This window comes from Mesorhizobium sp. PUT5 (genome assembly GCF_052216645.1).
Classification (GTDB): domain Bacteria; phylum Pseudomonadota; class Alphaproteobacteria; order Rhizobiales; family Rhizobiaceae; genus Mesorhizobium.
Genome location: NZ_JBQOSO010000003.1, coordinates 3,045,516 through 3,063,726, shown reverse-complemented (window position 1 = coordinate 3,063,726; position 18,211 = coordinate 3,045,516). Strand labels below are relative to the sequence as shown.

General features: G+C 67.2%; 16 protein-coding genes. 12 read left to right on the top strand and 4 right to left on the bottom strand.

The features are described 5' to 3' along the window. Window positions 1-61: 61 nt before the first annotated feature. The 9 genes from ftsZ (at window position 62) to ACTDI4_RS16410 (ending at window position 11,312) form a co-directional block, all read left to right on the top strand. A complete protein-coding gene (gene ftsZ / locus ACTDI4_RS16450) occupies window positions 62-1,756 on the top strand; it encodes a cell division protein FtsZ (RefSeq protein WP_442842163.1) in 1,695 nt (564 codons plus the stop codon). Between the two features lie 382 nt (window positions 1,757-2,138). Then, window positions 2,139-3,077, top strand: a complete 939-nt coding sequence (gene lpxC, locus ACTDI4_RS16445; protein ID WP_442842162.1) for a UDP-3-O-acyl-N-acetylglucosamine deacetylase — start codon at window positions 2,139-2,141, stop codon at window positions 3,075-3,077. Between the two features lie 204 nt (window positions 3,078-3,281). After that, the gene (locus ACTDI4_RS16440; RefSeq protein WP_442842161.1) at window positions 3,282-4,139 is read left to right on the top strand and encodes an outer membrane protein assembly factor BamD; all 858 of its coding nucleotides are present in this window, start codon (window positions 3,282-3,284) and stop codon (window positions 4,137-4,139) included. 53 nt (window positions 4,140-4,192) lie between these two features. After that, window positions 4,193-5,869, top strand: coding sequence for a DNA repair protein RecN (recN, locus tag ACTDI4_RS16435; RefSeq protein ID WP_442842160.1), 1,677 nt, complete (start codon window positions 4,193-4,195; stop codon window positions 5,867-5,869). A gap of 175 nt (window positions 5,870-6,044) precedes the next feature. Continuing rightward, window positions 6,045-8,195 carry an NAD-dependent DNA ligase LigA gene (ligA, locus tag ACTDI4_RS16430; RefSeq protein ID WP_442842159.1) on the top strand — a complete coding sequence of 717 codons (2,151 nt, stop codon included), beginning with the start codon at window positions 6,045-6,047 and terminating at the stop codon, window positions 8,193-8,195. A gap of 1 nt (window position 8,196) precedes the next feature. Then, a complete protein-coding gene (locus ACTDI4_RS16425) occupies window positions 8,197-8,886 on the top strand; it encodes a DUF2461 domain-containing protein (RefSeq protein ID WP_442842158.1) in 690 nt (229 codons plus the stop codon). A 301-nt stretch (window positions 8,887-9,187) separates the two neighbouring features. After that, window positions 9,188-10,114, top strand: coding sequence for an IS110 family transposase (locus ACTDI4_RS16420; RefSeq protein ID WP_442840151.1), 927 nt, complete (start codon window positions 9,188-9,190; stop codon window positions 10,112-10,114). Between the two features lie 138 nt (window positions 10,115-10,252). Further along, window positions 10,253-11,008, top strand: coding sequence for an AzlC family ABC transporter permease (locus ACTDI4_RS16415; RefSeq protein WP_442842157.1), 756 nt, complete (start codon window positions 10,253-10,255; stop codon window positions 11,006-11,008). Window positions 11,009-11,015: 7 nt separating this feature from the next. Next, the gene (locus ACTDI4_RS16410) at window positions 11,016-11,312 is read left to right on the top strand and encodes an AzlD family protein (protein WP_442842156.1); all 297 of its coding nucleotides are present in this window, start codon (window positions 11,016-11,018) and stop codon (window positions 11,310-11,312) included. A 20-nt stretch (window positions 11,313-11,332) separates the two neighbouring features. On the opposite strand, the gene ACTDI4_RS16405 is transcribed toward ACTDI4_RS16410, so the two are convergent. From ACTDI4_RS16405 to ACTDI4_RS16395, 3 genes are all read right to left on the bottom strand, one after another. Further along, a complete protein-coding gene (locus tag ACTDI4_RS16405) occupies window positions 11,333-13,177 on the bottom strand; it encodes an aminopeptidase P family protein (protein WP_442842155.1) in 1,845 nt (614 codons plus the stop codon). 95 nt (window positions 13,178-13,272) lie between these two features. Further along, window positions 13,273-14,145 (bottom strand): 50S ribosomal protein L11 methyltransferase, encoded by an 873-nt coding sequence (locus ACTDI4_RS16400; protein ID WP_442842154.1) that lies wholly within the window; start codon window positions 14,143-14,145, stop codon window positions 13,273-13,275. Window positions 14,146-14,149: 4 nt separating this feature from the next. Continuing rightward, window positions 14,150-14,728 (bottom strand): SCO family protein, encoded by a 579-nt coding sequence (locus tag ACTDI4_RS16395; RefSeq protein ID WP_442842153.1) that lies wholly within the window; start codon window positions 14,726-14,728, stop codon window positions 14,150-14,152. A 270-nt stretch (window positions 14,729-14,998) separates the two neighbouring features. Here ACTDI4_RS16395 and ACTDI4_RS16390 point away from each other — a divergent pair, with 270 nt between their 5' ends. The 3 genes from ACTDI4_RS16390 to ACTDI4_RS16380 all read left to right on the top strand — a co-directional run bounded on the left by ACTDI4_RS16390 (window position 14,999) and on the right by ACTDI4_RS16380 (window position 16,651). Next, window positions 14,999-15,472, top strand: a complete 474-nt coding sequence (locus tag ACTDI4_RS16390; RefSeq protein ID WP_442843380.1) for a CreA family protein — start codon at window positions 14,999-15,001, stop codon at window positions 15,470-15,472. 41 nt (window positions 15,473-15,513) lie between these two features. Next, complete coding sequence (locus tag ACTDI4_RS16385) at window positions 15,514-16,161, top strand: DapH/DapD/GlmU-related protein (RefSeq protein ID WP_442842152.1); 648 nt, start codon at window positions 15,514-15,516, stop codon at window positions 16,159-16,161. 163 nt (window positions 16,162-16,324) lie between these two features. After that, window positions 16,325-16,651 carry a hypothetical protein gene (locus ACTDI4_RS16380; RefSeq protein ID WP_442842151.1) on the top strand — a complete coding sequence of 109 codons (327 nt, stop codon included), beginning with the start codon at window positions 16,325-16,327 and terminating at the stop codon, window positions 16,649-16,651. A 192-nt stretch (window positions 16,652-16,843) separates the two neighbouring features. On the opposite strand, the gene ACTDI4_RS16375 is transcribed toward ACTDI4_RS16380, so the two are convergent. After that, on the bottom strand, window positions 16,844-18,052 hold the full coding sequence (locus ACTDI4_RS16375) for a hypothetical protein (protein WP_442842150.1): 1,209 nt from the start codon (window positions 18,050-18,052) through the stop codon (window positions 16,844-16,846). Window positions 18,053-18,211 lie beyond the last annotated feature (159 nt).

Genomic DNA, 18,211 nt, shown 5'->3' with positions numbered 1-18,211 from the left:
GGGACAGCCCCATAAGGCAGCCGCGGCGGCGAAGCGGCGGGAAAGGCAAAGGACGAGGACAATGGCAATCAATCTGCAAAAGCCGGACATCACCGAGCTGAAGCCGCGCATCACCGTGTTCGGTGTCGGCGGCGGCGGCGGCAACGCCGTCAACAACATGATCACGGCCGGCCTGAAGGGCGTGGATTTCGTGGTGGCAAACACCGACGCGCAGGCGTTGACGATGTCGAAGTCCGATCGCCTGATCCAGCTCGGCGCACATGTGACCGAGGGGCTGGGCGCCGGCTCGCAGCCCGAGGTCGGCCGCGCCGCCGCCGAGGAATGCATCGACGAAATCATCGATCACATGTCGAACACCCATATGTGCTTCGTCACCGCCGGCATGGGCGGCGGCACCGGCACGGGTGCCGCGCCCGTCGTCGCCCGCGCCGCGCGCGAGAAGGGTATCCTCACCGTCGGCGTCGTCACCAAGCCGTTCCACTTCGAGGGCCAGCGCCGCATGAAGACGGCGGACACGGGCATCGAGGAACTGCAGAAGTGCGTCGATACGCTCATCGTCATCCCCAACCAGAACCTGTTCCGGCTGGCCAATGACAAGACCACCTTCGCCGACGCCTTTGCCATGGCCGACCAGGTGCTCTATTCGGGCGTGGCCTGCATCACCGACCTGATGGTCAAGGAAGGCCTCATCAACCTCGACTTCGCCGACGTGCGCTCGGTGATGCGCGAGATGGGCAAGGCGATGATGGGCACCGGCGAGGCCTCCGGCGAGGGCAGGGCGATGGCCGCGGCCGAGGCCGCGATCGCCAATCCGCTGCTCGACGAAACCTCGATGAAGGGCGCCAAGGGCCTGCTGATCTCCATCACCGGCGGCCGCGACCTCACCCTGTTCGAGGTGGACGAGGCCGCTACCCGCATCCGCGAGGAGGTCGATCAGGACGCCAACATCATCCTGGGCGCCACCTTCGACGAGGGGCTGGAAGGCGTCATCCGCGTTTCGGTGGTGGCGACCGGCATCGACAAGTCGGCCGCCGACATGGCCCCGGCGCCCATCTCCATCCGCTCGGCGCCGCCGAAGCCGGCCGTCCGTCCGGCCGGGCAGGCCGGCGAGCAGCGCGCGGCGCCCGTCCAGCAGGCCATGGCGCACGAGCCGCAGGGGCGCGCCGCGGACCCTGTCGCCGAAGCGATCCAGCAGGCCGAGGCCAATGCCGCGGCCATGGCCCATGCCCGTCCGGCACAGGCCGCGCATGCCGAGGACTTCCGCCCGCACAGCAAGCTGTTCCAGGCGCCGCCGGCGGCAGCGCCGCAGCCCCAGATGCACCAGCCCGCGCCGCAGCCGATGGCCCAGCAGCCCGCGCCGCAATATCGCGAGCCGGCGCCGCAGCCGGTCGCCGCCCAGCCGCAGCGCATGCCGCGCGTCGAGGATTTCCCGCCGGTGGTGAAGGCCGAGGTGGAAGCCAAGACGCATCCGGTCGACCATGAGGAGCGCGGCCCGATGGGGCTGCTGAAGCGCCTCACCAACGGGCTCACCCGCCGCGAGGACGAGCCGGCCCGCCTGCAGCCCGCGCAGCCGCGCGAGCCCAGGCTGCGCCAGCCTGCGCCGGAAGTGCGGCGCCTGGCCGGCCAGGACGCGCAGCTCTACGCGCCGCGGCGCGGCCAGCACGACGATCACGGCCGTTTTGCGCCGCAGACTCGCGCTGCCCAGGACGACGATCAGCTCGAGATTCCCGCCTTCCTGCGCCGCCAGGCGAACTGAGCGGTTAACGCATTGTAACACTTGTTAACAGGCCGGCAGCCAACTGCCGGCCTGTTGCCGTATTTAACGCTTTCAAAACAGGGGTTTATTCTCTTCGATCTTTGTGTCGCAGCCGTTACACAAGGAAAGAAAGCGTGATTTGGAACCGGCCGGCCGCAACATTATCTTCGCGGCGGCTGAGATCGGCAGGTTTTGGGGGAGTGGAGCCTGCCGGACGAATCAAGAGCCGCAACTGGAGCAAGCACCCGCAGGCCGGGTCCCGGTTTCGGAACGGATCTTGCATCGGAAAATCAGAAGGACGCCCTGACCGTGTCTTGCGGCATGGGCGGACTTGAGGCACCGGCAAAGCGAAGTCGAGCAGCACGGGCACACGGGGATCATTTTGCAGGACTACCAGACAACCCTCAAATCGCGTGTGACGCTGACCGGCATCGGGGTGCACAGCGGCAAGGAAGTGACCGCCCGTTTCCTCCCGGCCGACGCCGACACCGGCATCGTCTTCCACCAGATCGGCCCTGACGGGCAGGTGCGCGAGATCCGCGCGCTGGTGTCGGAAGTCGGGGCGACCGACCTGTGCACGCTTCTGGGCGACCCCGCCGGCCGGCATGTCGCCACGGTCGAGCACCTGATGGCCGCGCTGCTGGGCCTCGGCATCGACAATCTGGTCATCGAGATCGACGGCCGCGAGGTGCCGATCCTCGACGGCACGGCGGCCATGTTCGTGGAGGCCTTCGATCAGGCCGGCGTCGAGACGCTGGCCGTCAAGCGCCGCTTCATCCGGGTGCTCAAGACGGTGCGCATCGAAAGCGGCGCCTCCTGGGCGGAATTCCGGCCCTATGCGGCGACGCGTTTCGAGGTGGAGATCGACTTCGAGAGCCCGGCCATCGGCCGCCAGCAATTCAGCGCCGACCTCACCCCCGACATGTTCCGCCGCGATCTTTCGCGCGCCCGCACCTTCGGTTTCATGAAGGATGTCGAGCGGCTGTGGGCCGCCGGCTATGCGCTCGGCTCCTCGCTGGAGAATTCGCTGGTGATCGGCGACGACCACCGCGTCATCAACATGGGCGGGCTGCGCTATCCCAACGAGTTCGCGCGCCACAAGACGCTGGACGCGGTGGGCGACCTGGCGCTGGCCGGCGCGCGCTTCATCGGCTGCTTCCGCTCCTATCGCGGCGGACACCGGCTCAACGCCGCGGCGCTCAGGCGCCTGCTTTCGGACCGCTCGGCCTTCGAGATCGTGGAGACGACACGGCGCGAACGCGGCCGCGCCGCGGAGATGAGCGCGGTCAGCATGCCGGTCTACGCGCCCTGGGCGATCTGAGCCTGGTGCCCGGCGCGGCCGGCCCTGTTGCAAGTATGCATCAGCGCTCCGCCGAATGCGCTTGTGCCGCGCGGCCGCCTTACTCGCCACAAAATTGCGCGATTGCATGGGGATAGCGTTGCCGGGCGCGGCAGTTATGGTCTATGGCTGCTGCCGCACGAGAGGCTGTGGGACCGCATTTTGCCGAGAGGGCGAATTCCGATCATGATCTTCGATCAATGCAAGGCGCCGGCAAAGGCTGCATTCCTGGCGCTTTCGGTTGCGGCGCCGCTCTTCCTGTCGGCCTGCATGTCGTCGGAGAAGGACCTCGACCTGTCCACCTATGTCGACCAGACCGAACCGGCGGACGTGCTCTACAATCAGGGCCTGGCCAATCTGAACGCCGGGCGGCTGAACGAGGCGGCCAAGAAATTCTCGGCCGTCGACCGCCAGCACCCTTATTCGGAATGGGCGCGCAAATCGATGGTGATGGGCGCATTCACCAATTATCGGCAGGGCAATTACGAGGACGCGATCTCCGCGGCCAAGCGCTATCTCACGCTCTACCCTTCCACCGACGAGGCGGCCTACGCCACCTATATCATCGGGCTGAGCTACTACCGGCAGATCCGGGACGTCACCCAGGATCAGAAGGAGGCGCGCCAGACCATCCAGGCCATGCAGGAAGTGGTGACGCGCTGGCCCGATTCCGAATATGTCGAGGACGCCAAGGAGAAGATCCGCTTCGCCAACGACCAGCTTGCCGGCAAGGAGATGCAGGTCGGGCGCTACTATCTGGAGCGGCGCGAATATCTTGCGGCGGTCAAGCGCTTCCGCACCGTGCTCGAGCAATATTCCAACACCCGTCACATCGAGGAGGCCCTGGCGCGCCTGGTGGAAGCCTATTACGCGCTGGGCCTGACCGACGAGGCGCAGACGGCGGCCGCCGTGCTCGGCCACAACTTCCCGTCCAGCCCGTGGTACAAGGATTCCTACAAGCTCCTGCAGAGCAACGGGCTGCAGCCGCGCGAGAATGCCGGCTCGTGGATTTCCAAGGCCGGAAAGCTGATAACCGGCGCCTGACGCAGCCGATGAACCCTGATCACGACCTCGCAGGATGATGCTATAGAGCGGCGATGCTCTCCAGGTTATCGATTCGCGATATCGTCCTGATCGAACGGCTGGACATCGATTTCTCGGCCGGCCTGTCGGTGCTGACCGGCGAAACCGGCGCGGGCAAGTCCATCCTGCTCGATGCGCTGTCGCTGGCGCTCGGCGCGCGCGGCGATGCGGCGCTTGTGCGCCATGGCGCCGCGCAGGGCCAGGTGACGGCGGTGTTCGACGTACCGCGCAACCATCCCGCCCGCATGCTGCTGGTCGAGAACGCCATAGACGATGAAGGCGACATCATCCTGCGCCGGCTGCAGACGGCCGACGGGCGCACCCGCGTCTTCGTCAACGACCAGCCGGCCAGCGTGGCGCTGATGAAGAGCCTCGGCCGCGCGCTGGTGGAGATCCACGGCCAGCACGACGACCGGGCGCTGGTGGACGCCGGCGCGCATCGCGAGTTGCTTGACGCCTTCGGCGGCCATATGGGCGCCGTGGCCGCCACCGGCGAGGCGTGGCGGCACTGGCGCGCCTGCGAGGGCGAACTCGGCCGCCACCGCGCGCGCGTCGAGGCGGCCGCGCGCGAGGCCGACTATCTGCGCGCCGCCGTTGCCGAGCTTTCGGCGCTCGATCCGCAGCCGGGCGAGGAAACGGAGCTTGCCGAACTGCGCGCCGCCATGATGCGGGCCGAGAAGATCGCCGCCGAGATCCACGACGCGCAGGACGTGCTGTCCGGCCCCGGTTCGCCGCTGCCGGCGCTGGCAAGCCTGTTGCGGCGCCTGCAGCGCAAGGCGGGCGACGCGCCCGGCCTGCTGGACGAGGTGGTGACGTCCCTGGACGAGGCGCTTTTGTCGCTGGACGCCGCGCAATCGGGGGTGGAGGCGGCCCTGCGCGCCACCGAATACGATCCGCAGCGGCTGGAAAAGGCGGAGGAGCGGCTGTTTGCGCTGCGGGCGGCGGCGCGCAAGCACAATGTCGCCGTGGACGACCTTGCCCAGTTGCGCGACACGATGGCCGCCGACCTTGCCGACCTCGATGCCGGCGAGGAGAGGTTGCAAGGGCTGGAAAAGCAGGCCGCAGCCGCCCGGCAGGCCTACGACATCTCGGCCGGGCAGCTTTCGGCGCTGCGCCAGGCGGCTGCCGCAGGGCTGATGAAGGCGGTGATGGCGGAACTGCCGGCGCTCAAGCTGGAGCGCGCGGAGTTCATCGTGGAGATGGCGAGCGAGCCCGGCAGCCGGCAGGAGGAGGGCATCGACCAGGTCGAGTTCTGGGTGCGCACCAATCCCGGCACGCGCGCCGGCCCGATGATGAAGGTGGCCTCCGGCGGCGAGCTGTCGCGCTTCCTGCTGGCGCTGAAGGTGGCGCTGGCCGACCGCGGCTCGGCGCCCACGCTGGTCTTCGACGAGATCGACACCGGCGTCGGCGGGGCGGTGGCCGACGCCATCGGTCAGCGGCTGGCCAGGCTGTCGAAGCGCGTGCAGGTGCTGTCTGTCACCCACGCGCCGCAGGTGGCGGCGCGCGCGGCGACCCATTTCCTCATCTCCAAATCGGGCGGCGCCGATCGCGTGGCCACCGGCATTGCCGAGATGGACCGGGCCGCGCGCCAGGAGGAGATCGCGCGCATGCTGGCCGGCGCCACCATCACCGAGGAGGCGAGGGCGGCGGCCGAGCGGCTGCTGCGGGAGAACACGCTCGCCGCCTCGTGAGCGCGGCCGCTTCCTGCCGGCGATGACTGTCGGCCGATAGCTGTCGGCCGATAGCTGTCGGGATGAGTCAGCAGGCGCGCACATCCCTCTGTTCGGGCGGGATTTTCGACCGAACCGGCTCCCTTGCGCGGCGATCCTGATCTATGGTGGCGCGCAACTTACAGGAAGCCGTGCCATGCCTCAGACACCCGTCGAATCGCTCACGCCGTCGGAGGCCGAGGCCGAGCTTGCCCGGCTGGCGAGGGAGATCGCCGAGCACGACCGTCGCTACTATGCTGATGATGCGCCGACCGTTTCCGATGCCGACTACGATGCGCTACGCATCCGGAATGCCGAGATCGAGGCGCGCTTTCCCGAACTGGTGCGCGCCGATTCGCCCTCGCTCAGGGTGGGGACGACCCCGGCCGGCGCCTTCGGCAAGGTGGTGCATGCCGTGCCGATGCTGTCGCTCGACAACGCCTTTTCGGACGGGGACGTGCGCGACTTCGTGGCCAGCGTGCGGCGTTTCCTGGCCTGGCCGGCCGATAGGGAGATCGTGTTCACCGCAGAGCCCAAGATCGACGGGCTTTCCATGTCGCTGCGCTATGAGAACCGGAGGCTGGTGACGGCCGCCACGCGCGGCGACGGCACCACCGGCGAGAATGTGACGGCCAATATCCGCACCGTGACGGAAATTCCCGAAACCCTGCCGGCCGACGCGCCCGACGTGGTGGAGGTGCGCGGCGAGGTCTATATGCGCCGCGACGATTTCTTCGCGCTCAACCGGCGCATGGCCGAAAGCGGGCGCGTCTTCGCCAATCCGCGCAATTCGGCGGCCGGAAGCCTGCGCCAACTCGACCCCGAGGTGACGCGCTCGCGCCCGCTGCGCTTCTTCGCCTATGCCTGGGGCGAGACGAGCGCGACGCTCGGCGAGACCCAGTACGAGGTGGTGAAGCGCTTCGGCGATTGGGGCTTTCCGATCAACGACCGCATGGTGCGCTGCAATTCGGTCGAGGACATATTGGCGCATTACCATGGCATCGAGGCCGAGCGCGCCGAAATCCCCTACGACATCGACGGCGTGGTCTACAAGGTCGACAGGCTGGACCTGCAGGAGCGGCTCGGCTTCCGCTCGCGCAGCCCGCGCTGGGCCACCGCGCACAAATTCGCCGCCGAAAAGGCGATGACGGTGCTGAACGGCATCGACATCCAGGTCGGCCGCACCGGTGCCATGACGCCGGTGGCGCGGCTGGAGCCGGTGACGGTGGGCGGCGTGGTCGTGACCAACGCCACACTGCACAACGAGGACTATATCCGCGGCATCGGCAATGCCGGCCAGGTGCTGCGCGAGGGGCGCGACATCCGCATCGGCGACACGGTCGTCATCCAGCGCGCCGGCGACGTGATCCCGCAGATCCTCGACGTGGTGCTGGAGAAGCGGCCGGCCGATGCCCTGCCTTACGCGTTCCCGCATGTCTGCCCGGCCTGCAACAGCCACGCCGTGCGCGAGGAGGGCGAGGCGGTGCGGCGCTGCACGGGCGGCTTGATCTGTCCGGCGCAGGCAGTGGAGCGGCTGCGCCATTTCGTGTCGCGCAACGCCTTCGACATAGAGGGGCTGGGCGAGAAGCAGATCGAGTTCTTCTTCCAGGCGCAGGATGCGGCGCTCAACGTGCACTCGCCCGCCGACATCTTCACGCTGAAGGCGCGGCAGGAGAGATCGCTGACCAAGCTGGAGAATGTCGAGGGGTTCGGCGCGGTCTCGGTCAGGAAGTTGTTTGCGGCGATCGACGACCGGCGCCGCATCGAATTTTCGCGCTTCCTCTACGCGCTCGGCATCCGCCATGTCGGCGAGACCAACGCCAGGCGCTTCGCCCGCCATTTCCTCTCCTTCGCCGCGTTCCGCAGGGCCGGCGAGGAAGCGGTCGCTCCCGAAGGCAAGGGCGATCCCGGCAATGCCGCCTGGCAGGAACTCAACGGCATCAACGGCATAGGCGACGTGGTGGCGGAGGCCGTGGTGGACTTCTTCGGCGAGGTCCACAACCGCGAGGTGGTCGACGCGCTTCTGGGCGAGGTGACGGTGCTGGACGAGGAGCCGGTCGGGGACGTGTCGTCGCCGGTCGCCGGCAAGACCGTGGTGTTCACCGGCGCGCTGGAGAAGATGTCGCGCGACGAGGCCAAGGCCATGGCCGAAAAGCTCGGCGCCAAGGTGGCGGGCTCGGTGTCGAAGAAGACCGACCTCGTCGTGGCCGGACCGGGCGCGGGCTCCAAGCTCAAGCAGGCCACCGAACTCGGCATCGAGGTGATCGACGAGGACGAGTGGTTCGCGCGTGTGGGCAAGGGCGCCTGACATGGCCGCTTTTACGGGCTTCGGCGAAAAGGCCATTCCCTTCCTGAAGGCGCTGGATTTTCACCAGAGCCGGGAATGGTTCCTGGAAAACCGCGACCTGTTCGAAAGCGATCTGCGCGAACCCTTCGGCGATCTGGTGGAAACGCTGACCGAGCGCTTCGCGGCGATCGGGCTGGGCCTGAAGGGAGATCGCAAGAGGTCGCTGTTCAGGATCAACCGCGACGTGCGATTCTCCAAGGACAAGCGGCCATACAACCAGCATCTTTCGGCGATCCTGTCGCCGGACGGCTCGAAGATGGAGCAGGGCGTCCTCTTCGTCTATGTCGGCATCGACCGCTGCTTCGCCGCCATTGCCTGGTGGCAGCCGGATGCGGCGCTTCTCCTGGCGATGCGCAAGGCCATCTCGGCGCGCCCGGACGAGTTCCGGGCCATGGTCGCAGCCTTGCGGGAAAACCGTCTCGAACTGGACCCGCAGGGCTGCCTGAAGCGGCTTCCACGCGGCTTCGAGGAAGTGTCGGAACCCGACCTCGGCGCCGCCATTCGCAACCGGCATTTCGCCGTTCGGCATGATCTCGACCCGGAGGAAGTCCAGCGGCCGGCCTTGGCCGACGAACTCGTCGATTTCGCGCTGCGCGCCAGGCCTCTGCTGGATTGGGGCAGGGCGATCGAGGGCAGGGTTGCTGCGCGATAGAGCAATTCCAGGAAAAGTGGGAACCGGTTTTCCGCCCGGAATTGCGTAAAAACAACAAGATAGAGCGTTTTCGCGATTCGGAGAAAAGCGGAAATGCTTGTCTTATGACTTTTGCTGCCGAACGGGCGAAGAAGGGACCGCCGGGAGGGGTAGCAGCCCCTCGTCGGCGGCGAGGGTCGGATCGTTGAAATGCTGACCGTTGACGGGTCGAGCTAGAGTGTGATCGCCCTCGTCTTTCTCTTGAGGCCTGAACGGATACCCGCAGTTCGGCTGCGGACGACAAGCACAGGACAAGCGAAAGATGATGAACGATACCATCGGCGTCGACATCTCGAAAGACCATCTCGACGCCCACCGCATGAGCGATGGCAAAAGCCGCCGCTTTGGCAACGACAAGGCCGGCCATAGAGCATTCCTGGCGTGGCTGGCACAGCCTGACACCCGCATCGTCTACGAACCGACCGGTCCTTATCACCGAGCCTTCGAGCGGAGGCTGGCGGATGGCGGCTTCGCCCTTGTCAAGGTCAATCCGCGTCAGGCAAGGCGCTTCGCCGAGGCCACCGGCCGGCTTGCCAAGACCGACCGGCTCGACGCCGCCATGCTGGCGCGCATGGGGATGTTGCTCGACCTCGAGGCCCGACCGACGCGCGGCCCGCTCCTTAATGATCTCAAGGATCTCTCCATGGCCCGCGAGGCGCTGGTGAAAAACCGCACGGCGGCGAAGAACAGAGCAAAGAACCTGACCTTACCCATCCTCAAGCGTCACAATGGCGAGCAACTCAGGCAGATCGAGCGCCAGCTCGCCGCGATCGAAGTCGAGATCATGAAGCTCATCAAGGCCGATCCTGACCTAGCCAACCGCTTCGACATCCTTGTATCGATCCCCGGCGTCTCGGCCATCACCGCCTTCGCGCTGATCATCGACATGCCCGAACTCGGCACCCTCGAAAACACCCAGGCTGCATCGCTCGCTGGCCTCGCCCCGGTCGCACGCCAGTCTGGAAAATGGACAGGCCGCGCCTTCATCAGAGGCGGTCGGGCCAACGTTCGCCAGGCCCTCTACATGCCGGCCCTCGTCGCCACGCGCTTCAATCCAGACCTCAAGGCAAACTACGATGGGCTCAAGGCCGCCGGCAAAGCCTCCAAGGTCGCCATCACCGCCATCATGCGAAAGCTGATCGTCCTCGCAAACGCACTGCTCAGGGACCACCGCAAATGGGCCCCATAACTTCCTTGACCAAAACGGATACTCTAGCGCCGTGCGTTGCCTGAAAACGATCATTTCCGCTGATCGTTTGGCTCAAGCGAATTCGTGTGACAGTGCCGATGCGCCTGCCTACATACGGCCCTTCCAATGGAGTGGCCCATGTCGGCGGAAGCGACCCCCTACGGCTCGCGCACAAGCGAATTCTGGCGCGGCGCGCGGCTGAGCATCCCGGTCGTCGTGGCGTCCGGCCCGTTCGCCATGCTGTTCGGCGCGATCGCGGTCGACAACGGGTTTTCCGTGTTCGAGGCGTTCTTCATGAGCCTCACGGTATTCGGCGGCGCCAGCCAGATGGTCGGCATCGAGTTGTTCGGCCACCACGTGGCGCCCTGGCTGATCGTGCTCTCCATCTTCGCGGTGAATTTCCGCCATGTGCTCTATTCGGCGGCGGTCGGGCGCCATCTGGCCCATTGGCCGCCGGCGCAGCAGGCGGTCGCCTATTTCCTGCTCACCGACCCGCAATACGCATTCGCCGAAAGCGAGGCGCAGAGGGGCCGCAAGGTGGGCTTTGTGTGGTACATGGGAGCGGCGCTGACCGTCTATGTGTCGTGGACCGCCCTGACCGCCCTGGGCGCCTTCTTCGGCAAGCTCATCCCCGACACCAGCGCGCTGGGCATCGACTTCCTGTTGCCGATCTATTTCCTGGGGCTGGTGATGGACTTCCGCAAGCGGCCCCTGTGGCTGCCCATCGTAGCCGTCAGCGCGGTGGCCTCCATCCTCGCCTACCGGTTCGTCGGCTCGCCCTGGCACGTCTCGCTGGGGGCGCTGGCCGGGGTGGCGCTGGCCGTCATCCTGCCGCCGCGCCACAGCGGCGTCGGGGTCGGCCTGGCCGAGACGGAAATCGAGCACCTGCCATGAGCGCCAAATGAGCACGACCTTCTGGATCACCGTCGCGGCCGCGGTCGCAACCTATCTCACCCGCGTCGGCGGGCATCTGGTCATATCGCGATTCGAGCGCATCCATCCGCGTGTCGAGGCGGGGCTCAACGCAGTGCCGGCCGCGGTGCTGACCACGCTGGTGGCGCCGGCCGTGCTGAACGCCGGTCCGGCGGAATGGGCCGCGCTGATCGTCGCCCTGCTGGTGTCGCTGCGCGGCGGGTTGCTCACCATGTTCCTGGCGGGCGCTGCCGTGCTGATCGCCGCGCGGCAGTTCATGGGTTAGATGTACCGGAGCGGTCGACTTCAACCCTTGTGCTGATGCGGCAGCGGCGCGCAGGCATTTTCCAGCCAGGCCAGCGCCTCGCCGTCCAGCATCGGGCCGATCTCGGCCAACACGCGGGCATGGTAGGCGTCCAGCCAGCGCAACTCGTCGCGGGTGAGCAGGTCCGCCTCGATCATGCGCGCGTCGAAAGGCACCAGCGTCAGCGTCTCGAACTCGTGCATGGCGATGTCGCCGCCCTCAACCGGCGCGGCCGGGGTGACGAGGATCAGGTTCTCCAGCCGGATGCCGTAGTGGCCTTCCTTGTAGTAGCCGGGCTCGTTGGAGATCATCATGCCTTCGAGCAGCTTTTCGGTGCCGCTGCGGGCGATGCGCTGCGGCCCTTCATGCACGGCGAGGTAGGAGCCGACGCCGTGGCCGGTGCCGTGGGCGAAATCCAGGCCATGCTTCCACAACGCCACGCGGGCGACGGCGTCGATCTCGGAGCCGCGCGTGCCGGCCGGGAAGGAAAGCGTGGAGATGCCGATCATGCCCTTGAGGACCAGCGTGTAGCGCTCGCGCATTTCCTGCGTCGGCCGGCCGACAGGCATGGTGCGGGTGATGTCGGTGGTGCCGTCCTGATACTGCGCGCCCGAATCCAGCAGGAACAGTTCGCCCTCGCCGAGCTTGCGGCTGGTGGCGCGCGAGACGCGGTAGTGCATGATGGCGCCGTTGGGGCCGGCGCCGGAAATGGTGTCGAAGGAGACGTCGCGCAGCGGCATCTGCGTCTCCTCGCCGGTGAGGCGGCGGCATTCCTCCAGTTTCGTCACCACGGCGATCTCGTCCAGGGAGCCCGGTTCCTGGCGGTCCAGCCAGGCGAGAAGCTTGACGACGGCGGCCCCGTCGCGGCGATGCGCGGCGCGGCTGCCGGCGATCTCGGCCCTGTTCTTCGTGGCGCGCGGGATTCGAGCCGGATCGGGAGCGGCGACCGTCGTGCCGCCGTTCTCCTCCACCAGCATGCGCAGCCGGTCGGCGGCGAGGACGGGATCGAGCGCGATCCGCGCGCCGCCCTTGGCAAGCGCAGCCAGCGCCGCCTCGAAGCCGTCCGGCTCGTTGAGGCCGACGAGCTGCGTGAGATAGGCCTTCACCTCGCGCGAGAATTTGCGGCTGTCCATGAAGAGCTGGTGGTCGCCGTCGGCGGCCAGGATGGCGAAGCCCAGCGCCAGCGGCGTGTGGGGCACGTCGCCGCCGCGGATGTTCAGCGCCCAGGCGATGGACGAGGGATCGGTCAGCACTGCATGGGTGGCGCCGTCGCTCCCGATCGCCGCAGCCAGCCGCTTCAGCTTGTCCTTCGCAAGCTCGCCGGCGAAGGCAATGGGGTGAATCTCGACCGGTGCCACCGGCGGCTGCGGCTGGTCGTCCCAGATCGCGTCGACGCCGTTCTTCTCGACCGGCACCAGCACGGCCCCGCTCGACTCGGCCGCGGCCTTCAGCGCCTTCACCTCGGCGATCGTGTGCAGCCACGGGTCGAAGCCGAGCCGGGTGCCCTTGCCGACATTGTCCTTCAGCCATGACGGCGGCGGGTTGTCGACCAGGCTCTCGATCGCGAAGACGGAAAGATCCACCTCCGCGCGCACCTGGAGCTGATAGCGGCCGTCGACGAAGACGAAGGCGCGTTTCTTCAGCACGATGGCGACGCCGGCCGAGCCGGAAAAGCCGGTCAGCCATTTGAGCCGCGCCGCGCGGGCCGGCACATATTCGCCCTGATGCTCGTCGGCGCGCGGCACCATGAAGCCGTCGAGCCCGTTTTCGGCGAGCCATCGGCGCAGCTTTTCCACGCGCGGTTTGCCGACGGAGGGATCGCCGGCGGAATCGAAGGTCTGGAACATGGGAGCGGCCTTTTGGGGATCGGGTTTTCGACGGGAAAGTATCCGGCGCGCGCGCGGCTGACAATCGCACGCCGCTGGTCCAGAGGCCGCGCCGGTCAGCGCTTGAGGTGGATAGCCACCCAGCCTTCGCGGTGCAGCGTGCGTCGATGGCGGAAGCCGGCCGCGGCATAGGCGGCCAGCACGGCCTCCTCCTGCCGGTCGAGGATGCCCGACAGCACAAGAGAGCCGTCAGGCTTGAGGTGGCGGGCCATGTCGGGCGCCAGCTCGATCAGCGGGCCGGCGAGGATGTTGGCGACGACGAGGCCGAAGGGACCGCGCGCGGCGAAGGCCGGATGATCGAAGCCGGTGGCGGTAATGCATTCCACCAGAGCGGCGGCGCCGTTGAGCCGCGCGTTTGCGGCCGCAACGTCGGTCGCCACCGGGTCGATGTCGGTGGCCAGCACCGGGATCTGCGCAAGCTTCGCCAGGGCGATCGCCAGCACGGCGCTGCCCGTGCCCAGGTCGAGCGCGTTGCGCGGCCGCTCGGCTGCCACCACCTCTTCCAGCATCTCCAGGCAGCCGGCGGTGGTGCCGTGGTGGCCGGTGCCGAAGGCCAGTCCGGCCTCGATCTCGATGGCGATGTCGCCGTCCTGCCGCCTGTCGCGGTCGTGCGCGCCGTGGACGAAGAAGCGTCCGGCCCGCACCGGCTTCAGCCCCTCCAGCGATTTGGCCACCCAGTCGATGTCGGGCAGGACCTCGGTGCCGATCTCGCCCGGCAGGCCGAGGCCGGCGAGCACGGCGCGCATGCGCGCTTCGGCCGAAGCGGCGTCGCCGTCGACATAGACGGAGACCTCGTGGAGGTCGCGGTCCTCGTCGATCTCCTGCACGGCAAGCGGAAGGGCGTCGTCCTCGAAGGCGGCTTCGAGCGCTGCGAAGATGCGGTCTGCCTCGGCCTTCGAGGCGGTGACATGGAGGCGGGTCTGGCCCATCCGGTCAGCCCTTCTCGGCCAGGCGCTTGAGCTTTGCCACCGCCGTGTCGGGGTTCTCGCCATAGGCGATGGTGCCGGCGAACTCGCCCTTGCCGTTCAGCAGCAGGACCGAGGCGGTGTGGTCCATGGTGTAGTCGCCGTCGTCGGTCGGCACCTTCTTCCAGTAGATGCCGAAGGACTTGGCCATGGCGTAGACCTTGTCGGGCTCGCCGGTGATGGCGGTGATGCGGTCGGAGAAGTTGCCGACATAGGTGCCCATCACCTGAGGCGTATCGCGTTCGGGATCGATGGAGACGAAATAGGCGTGGATGTCCTTGCCCTCGTCGCCCATGGCCTTCAACCAGCCGGACAGCTCGAACAGGGTGGTCGGGCACACTTCGGGGCAGTGGGTGAAGCCAAAGAAGAGGGCGCTGGGATGGCCGCGGAACGCCGCCTCGGTGATCGGCTGCCCGGCCTGGTCGGCCAGCGTGAAGGGAGCGCCGAACGCCTCGCCGCCATAGTGGCCGCGATACCAGTCGAAGGTCAGCCAGCCGATGCCGGCCGCCATCAGAACGAGAATGCCGACAAGGATTGAGCGCATCATGGGATCGGTCCGTTCCGGTGTTGTCCCGCTGCCTGCGCAGCGGTCTTGCGGGGAGCATCTTATAGGGTCCGGCAGGCAGAGCGCAAAGGTGCCGCGATGCCGCAACCGCAGGTCGGGGGCGGAGCTTGCAAAAGCGCTGCGCGTTACCCACCTTTGGCCGGCCCATTCCTCGACCAGCGGGAGCGTCCATTGCGCAATCCATTCCGGCACCGCCCATCCCATAGCTCATCCCACCGCCCATCCCGGGGAAACTTCCTCGCGCGAACGGCGATCGGCGCCGCCGCGGCGGCGCTGACGCTTGCCGCCGGCGCGGCCGTGGCGCAGGAGATCGGCCGCGTCGGGGTCGACTGGACCGGCAACGATATCGTGGTGGAGGCGATCAAGGACCCCAAGGTGGACGGCGTGACCTGCCATGTCTCCTATTTCGACCGCAGCGTCATCGACCGGCTGAAGAAGGGCAACTGGTTCGAGCAGCCCTCGGACACCGCCATCTCCTGCCACCAGACCGGGCCGATCACCATCGGCGACATCGACCTCGGCCGGTCGGGCGAGGAGGTGTTCAAGCAGGGCATCAGCCTGTTCTGGAAGAAGCAGGTGGTGAACCGCATCTACGACAAGGCCAACGACACGCTGGTCTACGTGTCGCACTCGCGCCAGGTGCAGGACGGATCGGCCAAGATGGCGCTTTCGACGGTGCCGCTCTACGGCGAGAGCGTGGTGTGGTCCAAGGGCAAGCCGAAATAGCTCGGCTTGCGGCCCGTGGCGCGGCGGCGTAAAGGCGCCGCATGGACCGCACCGACCAACTCGTGCCGAAGGACCCTCAGCCGCGCATCCACCCCACGGCGGAACTGAAGTCGTGCAAGCTCGGCCGCTATGTCTCGATCGGCGAGCGCGTCATCCTGCGCGAGGTGACGGTCGGCGATTTTTCGTACTTCGAGCGCCACTCGGAAGCGATCTACACGACGATCGGCAAATTCTGCTCCATCGCCGCCAACAGCCGTATCAACGCGCTGGAGCATCCGATGGAGCGGGCGACCACGCACAAGGTGAGCTACCGGCCGAACGAGTATTTCCGCTGGCTGGGCGTCGACGGCGCCTTCCGCGAGCGGCGGCGCGGCAAGCCGGTCACGGTCGGCCATGACGTGTGGATCGGCCATGGCGCGGTGATCCTGCCCGGCGTGAGCATCGGCAACGGCGCGGTCATCGGCGCCAATGCGGTGGTGACCAGGGACGTGCCGGCCTATGCGGTGGCGGCCGGCGTGCCGGCGCGGGTGCTGCGGCCGCGCTTTCCCGCCGGGATCGCCGTGCGGCTGGAGGCGCTGGCCTGGTGGGACTGGCCGGCCGCGACCATCGCCAGGGCGGTGCCCGATATGCAGGCGCTTGCCATCGAGGAATTTCTCGACAAATGGGAGCGGCAAGACCTTTCGCGCTAACCATGCCGGTTAAGGTAAAGGATTAGCGTTAAGAAATGGAAAACAGGTTGTATATCGAAATATAGGCAATCTTCAGTTGTAATTTCTGTCCTGTAATGGCCTACTCGCCTTGGAGGTACTTTTGAGAGGCGGAAGGAAACTTCGGCAACACAGGAGAGAAGCCATGAAGAAGTACGCATTTGCACTTGCAGCCGCCGTCGTTTCCTTTGCACCCGTGGGCGCCTATGCAGGCGGCTGCTGCGGCTCCACCAACTTCGGCGGCAGCGCGGGCATGTCGAGCGGCCTCATCAATGTCTCGCCCTCGATCGGGCTGGGCAATGTGGGCGTGCTGAACGGCGTCGCCAGCAACAACGCCATCCTGAGCGGCAACATCGTCTCCGGCATCCTGAACGGCAACACGACCGGCGTGGTTTCCGGCGTGCTGAACGGCGTCGGCGTGAATCTGCTCGGCACGATTTCCAGCGCCACCTACAAGCTGGGCAAGCGCTGAGTCATCGGCGACGGGCCGGGCGGTGCATCGCCCCGACAGTCGCCGCCCGGCTCAGGGCAGGGGGGACTCGCCCTCTCCCCTGCCCACCGAGGCTAGAGTATCCGCTTTTCTCCGAATCGCGAAAACGCTCTATCTTGTTGTTTTTACGCAATTCCGGACGGAAAACCGGTTCCCACTTTTCCTGGAATTGCTCTATATCCTGGTGCGAAGGCCGATGAAGATGTCGGCCGTGGCCTGGCGCATGTCGATCACGGTCTTGAACGTCCTCGACAGATCCATGCGCAGCACCAGCGCGGCGTTGGCGCTCGCGTCATAGACGGCCTCGGCGAAGAAGCCGCGGCTGCGCTCCTTGTTCTCGAACAAGAGATTTTCCTTCACCTGCCAGGCAAGGCCGGCCGCCAGCCTCAGCCATTCGCGTGGCTTCAGCGCGACCTCGAGTTCCGCGCGTCGCAGCCATGAGGCCAGCGGGTCGTCGCTGTCGGTGGTTTCGTAGCGGCCGACATAGCTGGCGCGCAGCTCCATCTTCCCGAACAGCGGCCGCGCGGCGGTGACCTGCCATGCCGGGCGCGCCCGGCGATAGAGCCCGTCGCGGTCGCCCAGCCATTCCGCGCCCAGCGCCAGCCCGAGCTTGCCGCCGTCGGTGCCGCCATAGGCGAACTCGCCGCGCAGCCCGTACAGGCCGAAGGGCAGGGCGGACGGCGGAAAGCCGAGCCGCTCCACCGAGACGAGAAGAGCGGAGGCCGAGCCGCCAACGGCGAAGGCGCCGAGCGTGCGCGTCAGCCGGGCGGCAAATTGCAGCCGGTTGCGGTTCGGATCGAGACGCGTGGCCGGCAGGACCCCGTCCTCGAAGCGGGTGGCGCCCACCGCCTCGAAACTGTCGGCGGCCTCCAGGATCAGCGTCGTGGCGTTGCCGAGATCGAAACCGGCCTGCAGGCCCGCGCCCACTGCCTGTTTCGGCGTGCGCAGGCCGAGCGCCAGCGGCCCGATCTGCAAGTCGTCGCCCTCGCTGGAGGCGCGGTAGGTCAGCGTGCCGCGCAGTTCCATGCCGCCGGGCAGGCGCCGGAAAAGTTCGGCCGACAGGGAAGCGGCACGGTCGTCCTCGATCGTCACCCTGTCGTGGCGGGTGGCCTGGAACTCGGCTGCCAGCGCGATATTGGCGTCCGCATCGCCCCAGGTCCGGCGCAGCGAGCCGCGCAGCAGCGTGTACCAGTCCGGAATGGCGAACGCGCCGTCCAGTGCGTTGCTGGTCCAGTGGCGCTCGAGGCCGCCGGTGGCCGTGACGTCCTGCGCCCGGCCCGCCGTCGTGGCAAGTGCCAGCAGGATCAGCCCGGCAGCAATGCGGCGCGGCATCCTCGTTCGGCAGTGCGGGCGACGGATTCGCGCGGTGTCGGGCTGCGCCATCTGCGGGCTCCAGAGTGAGACCCCTTCCGCCTGCGGGGGTGGCGGGGCGGAAGGGGCCGGAGGTACCGCTCTGGGCGGAAGGAACAGGCTCTTTTGCCTGCAGGAACATCATCGCACTGCAATCTTAAAATGCATATACATATTTATTCAATTTCAAGG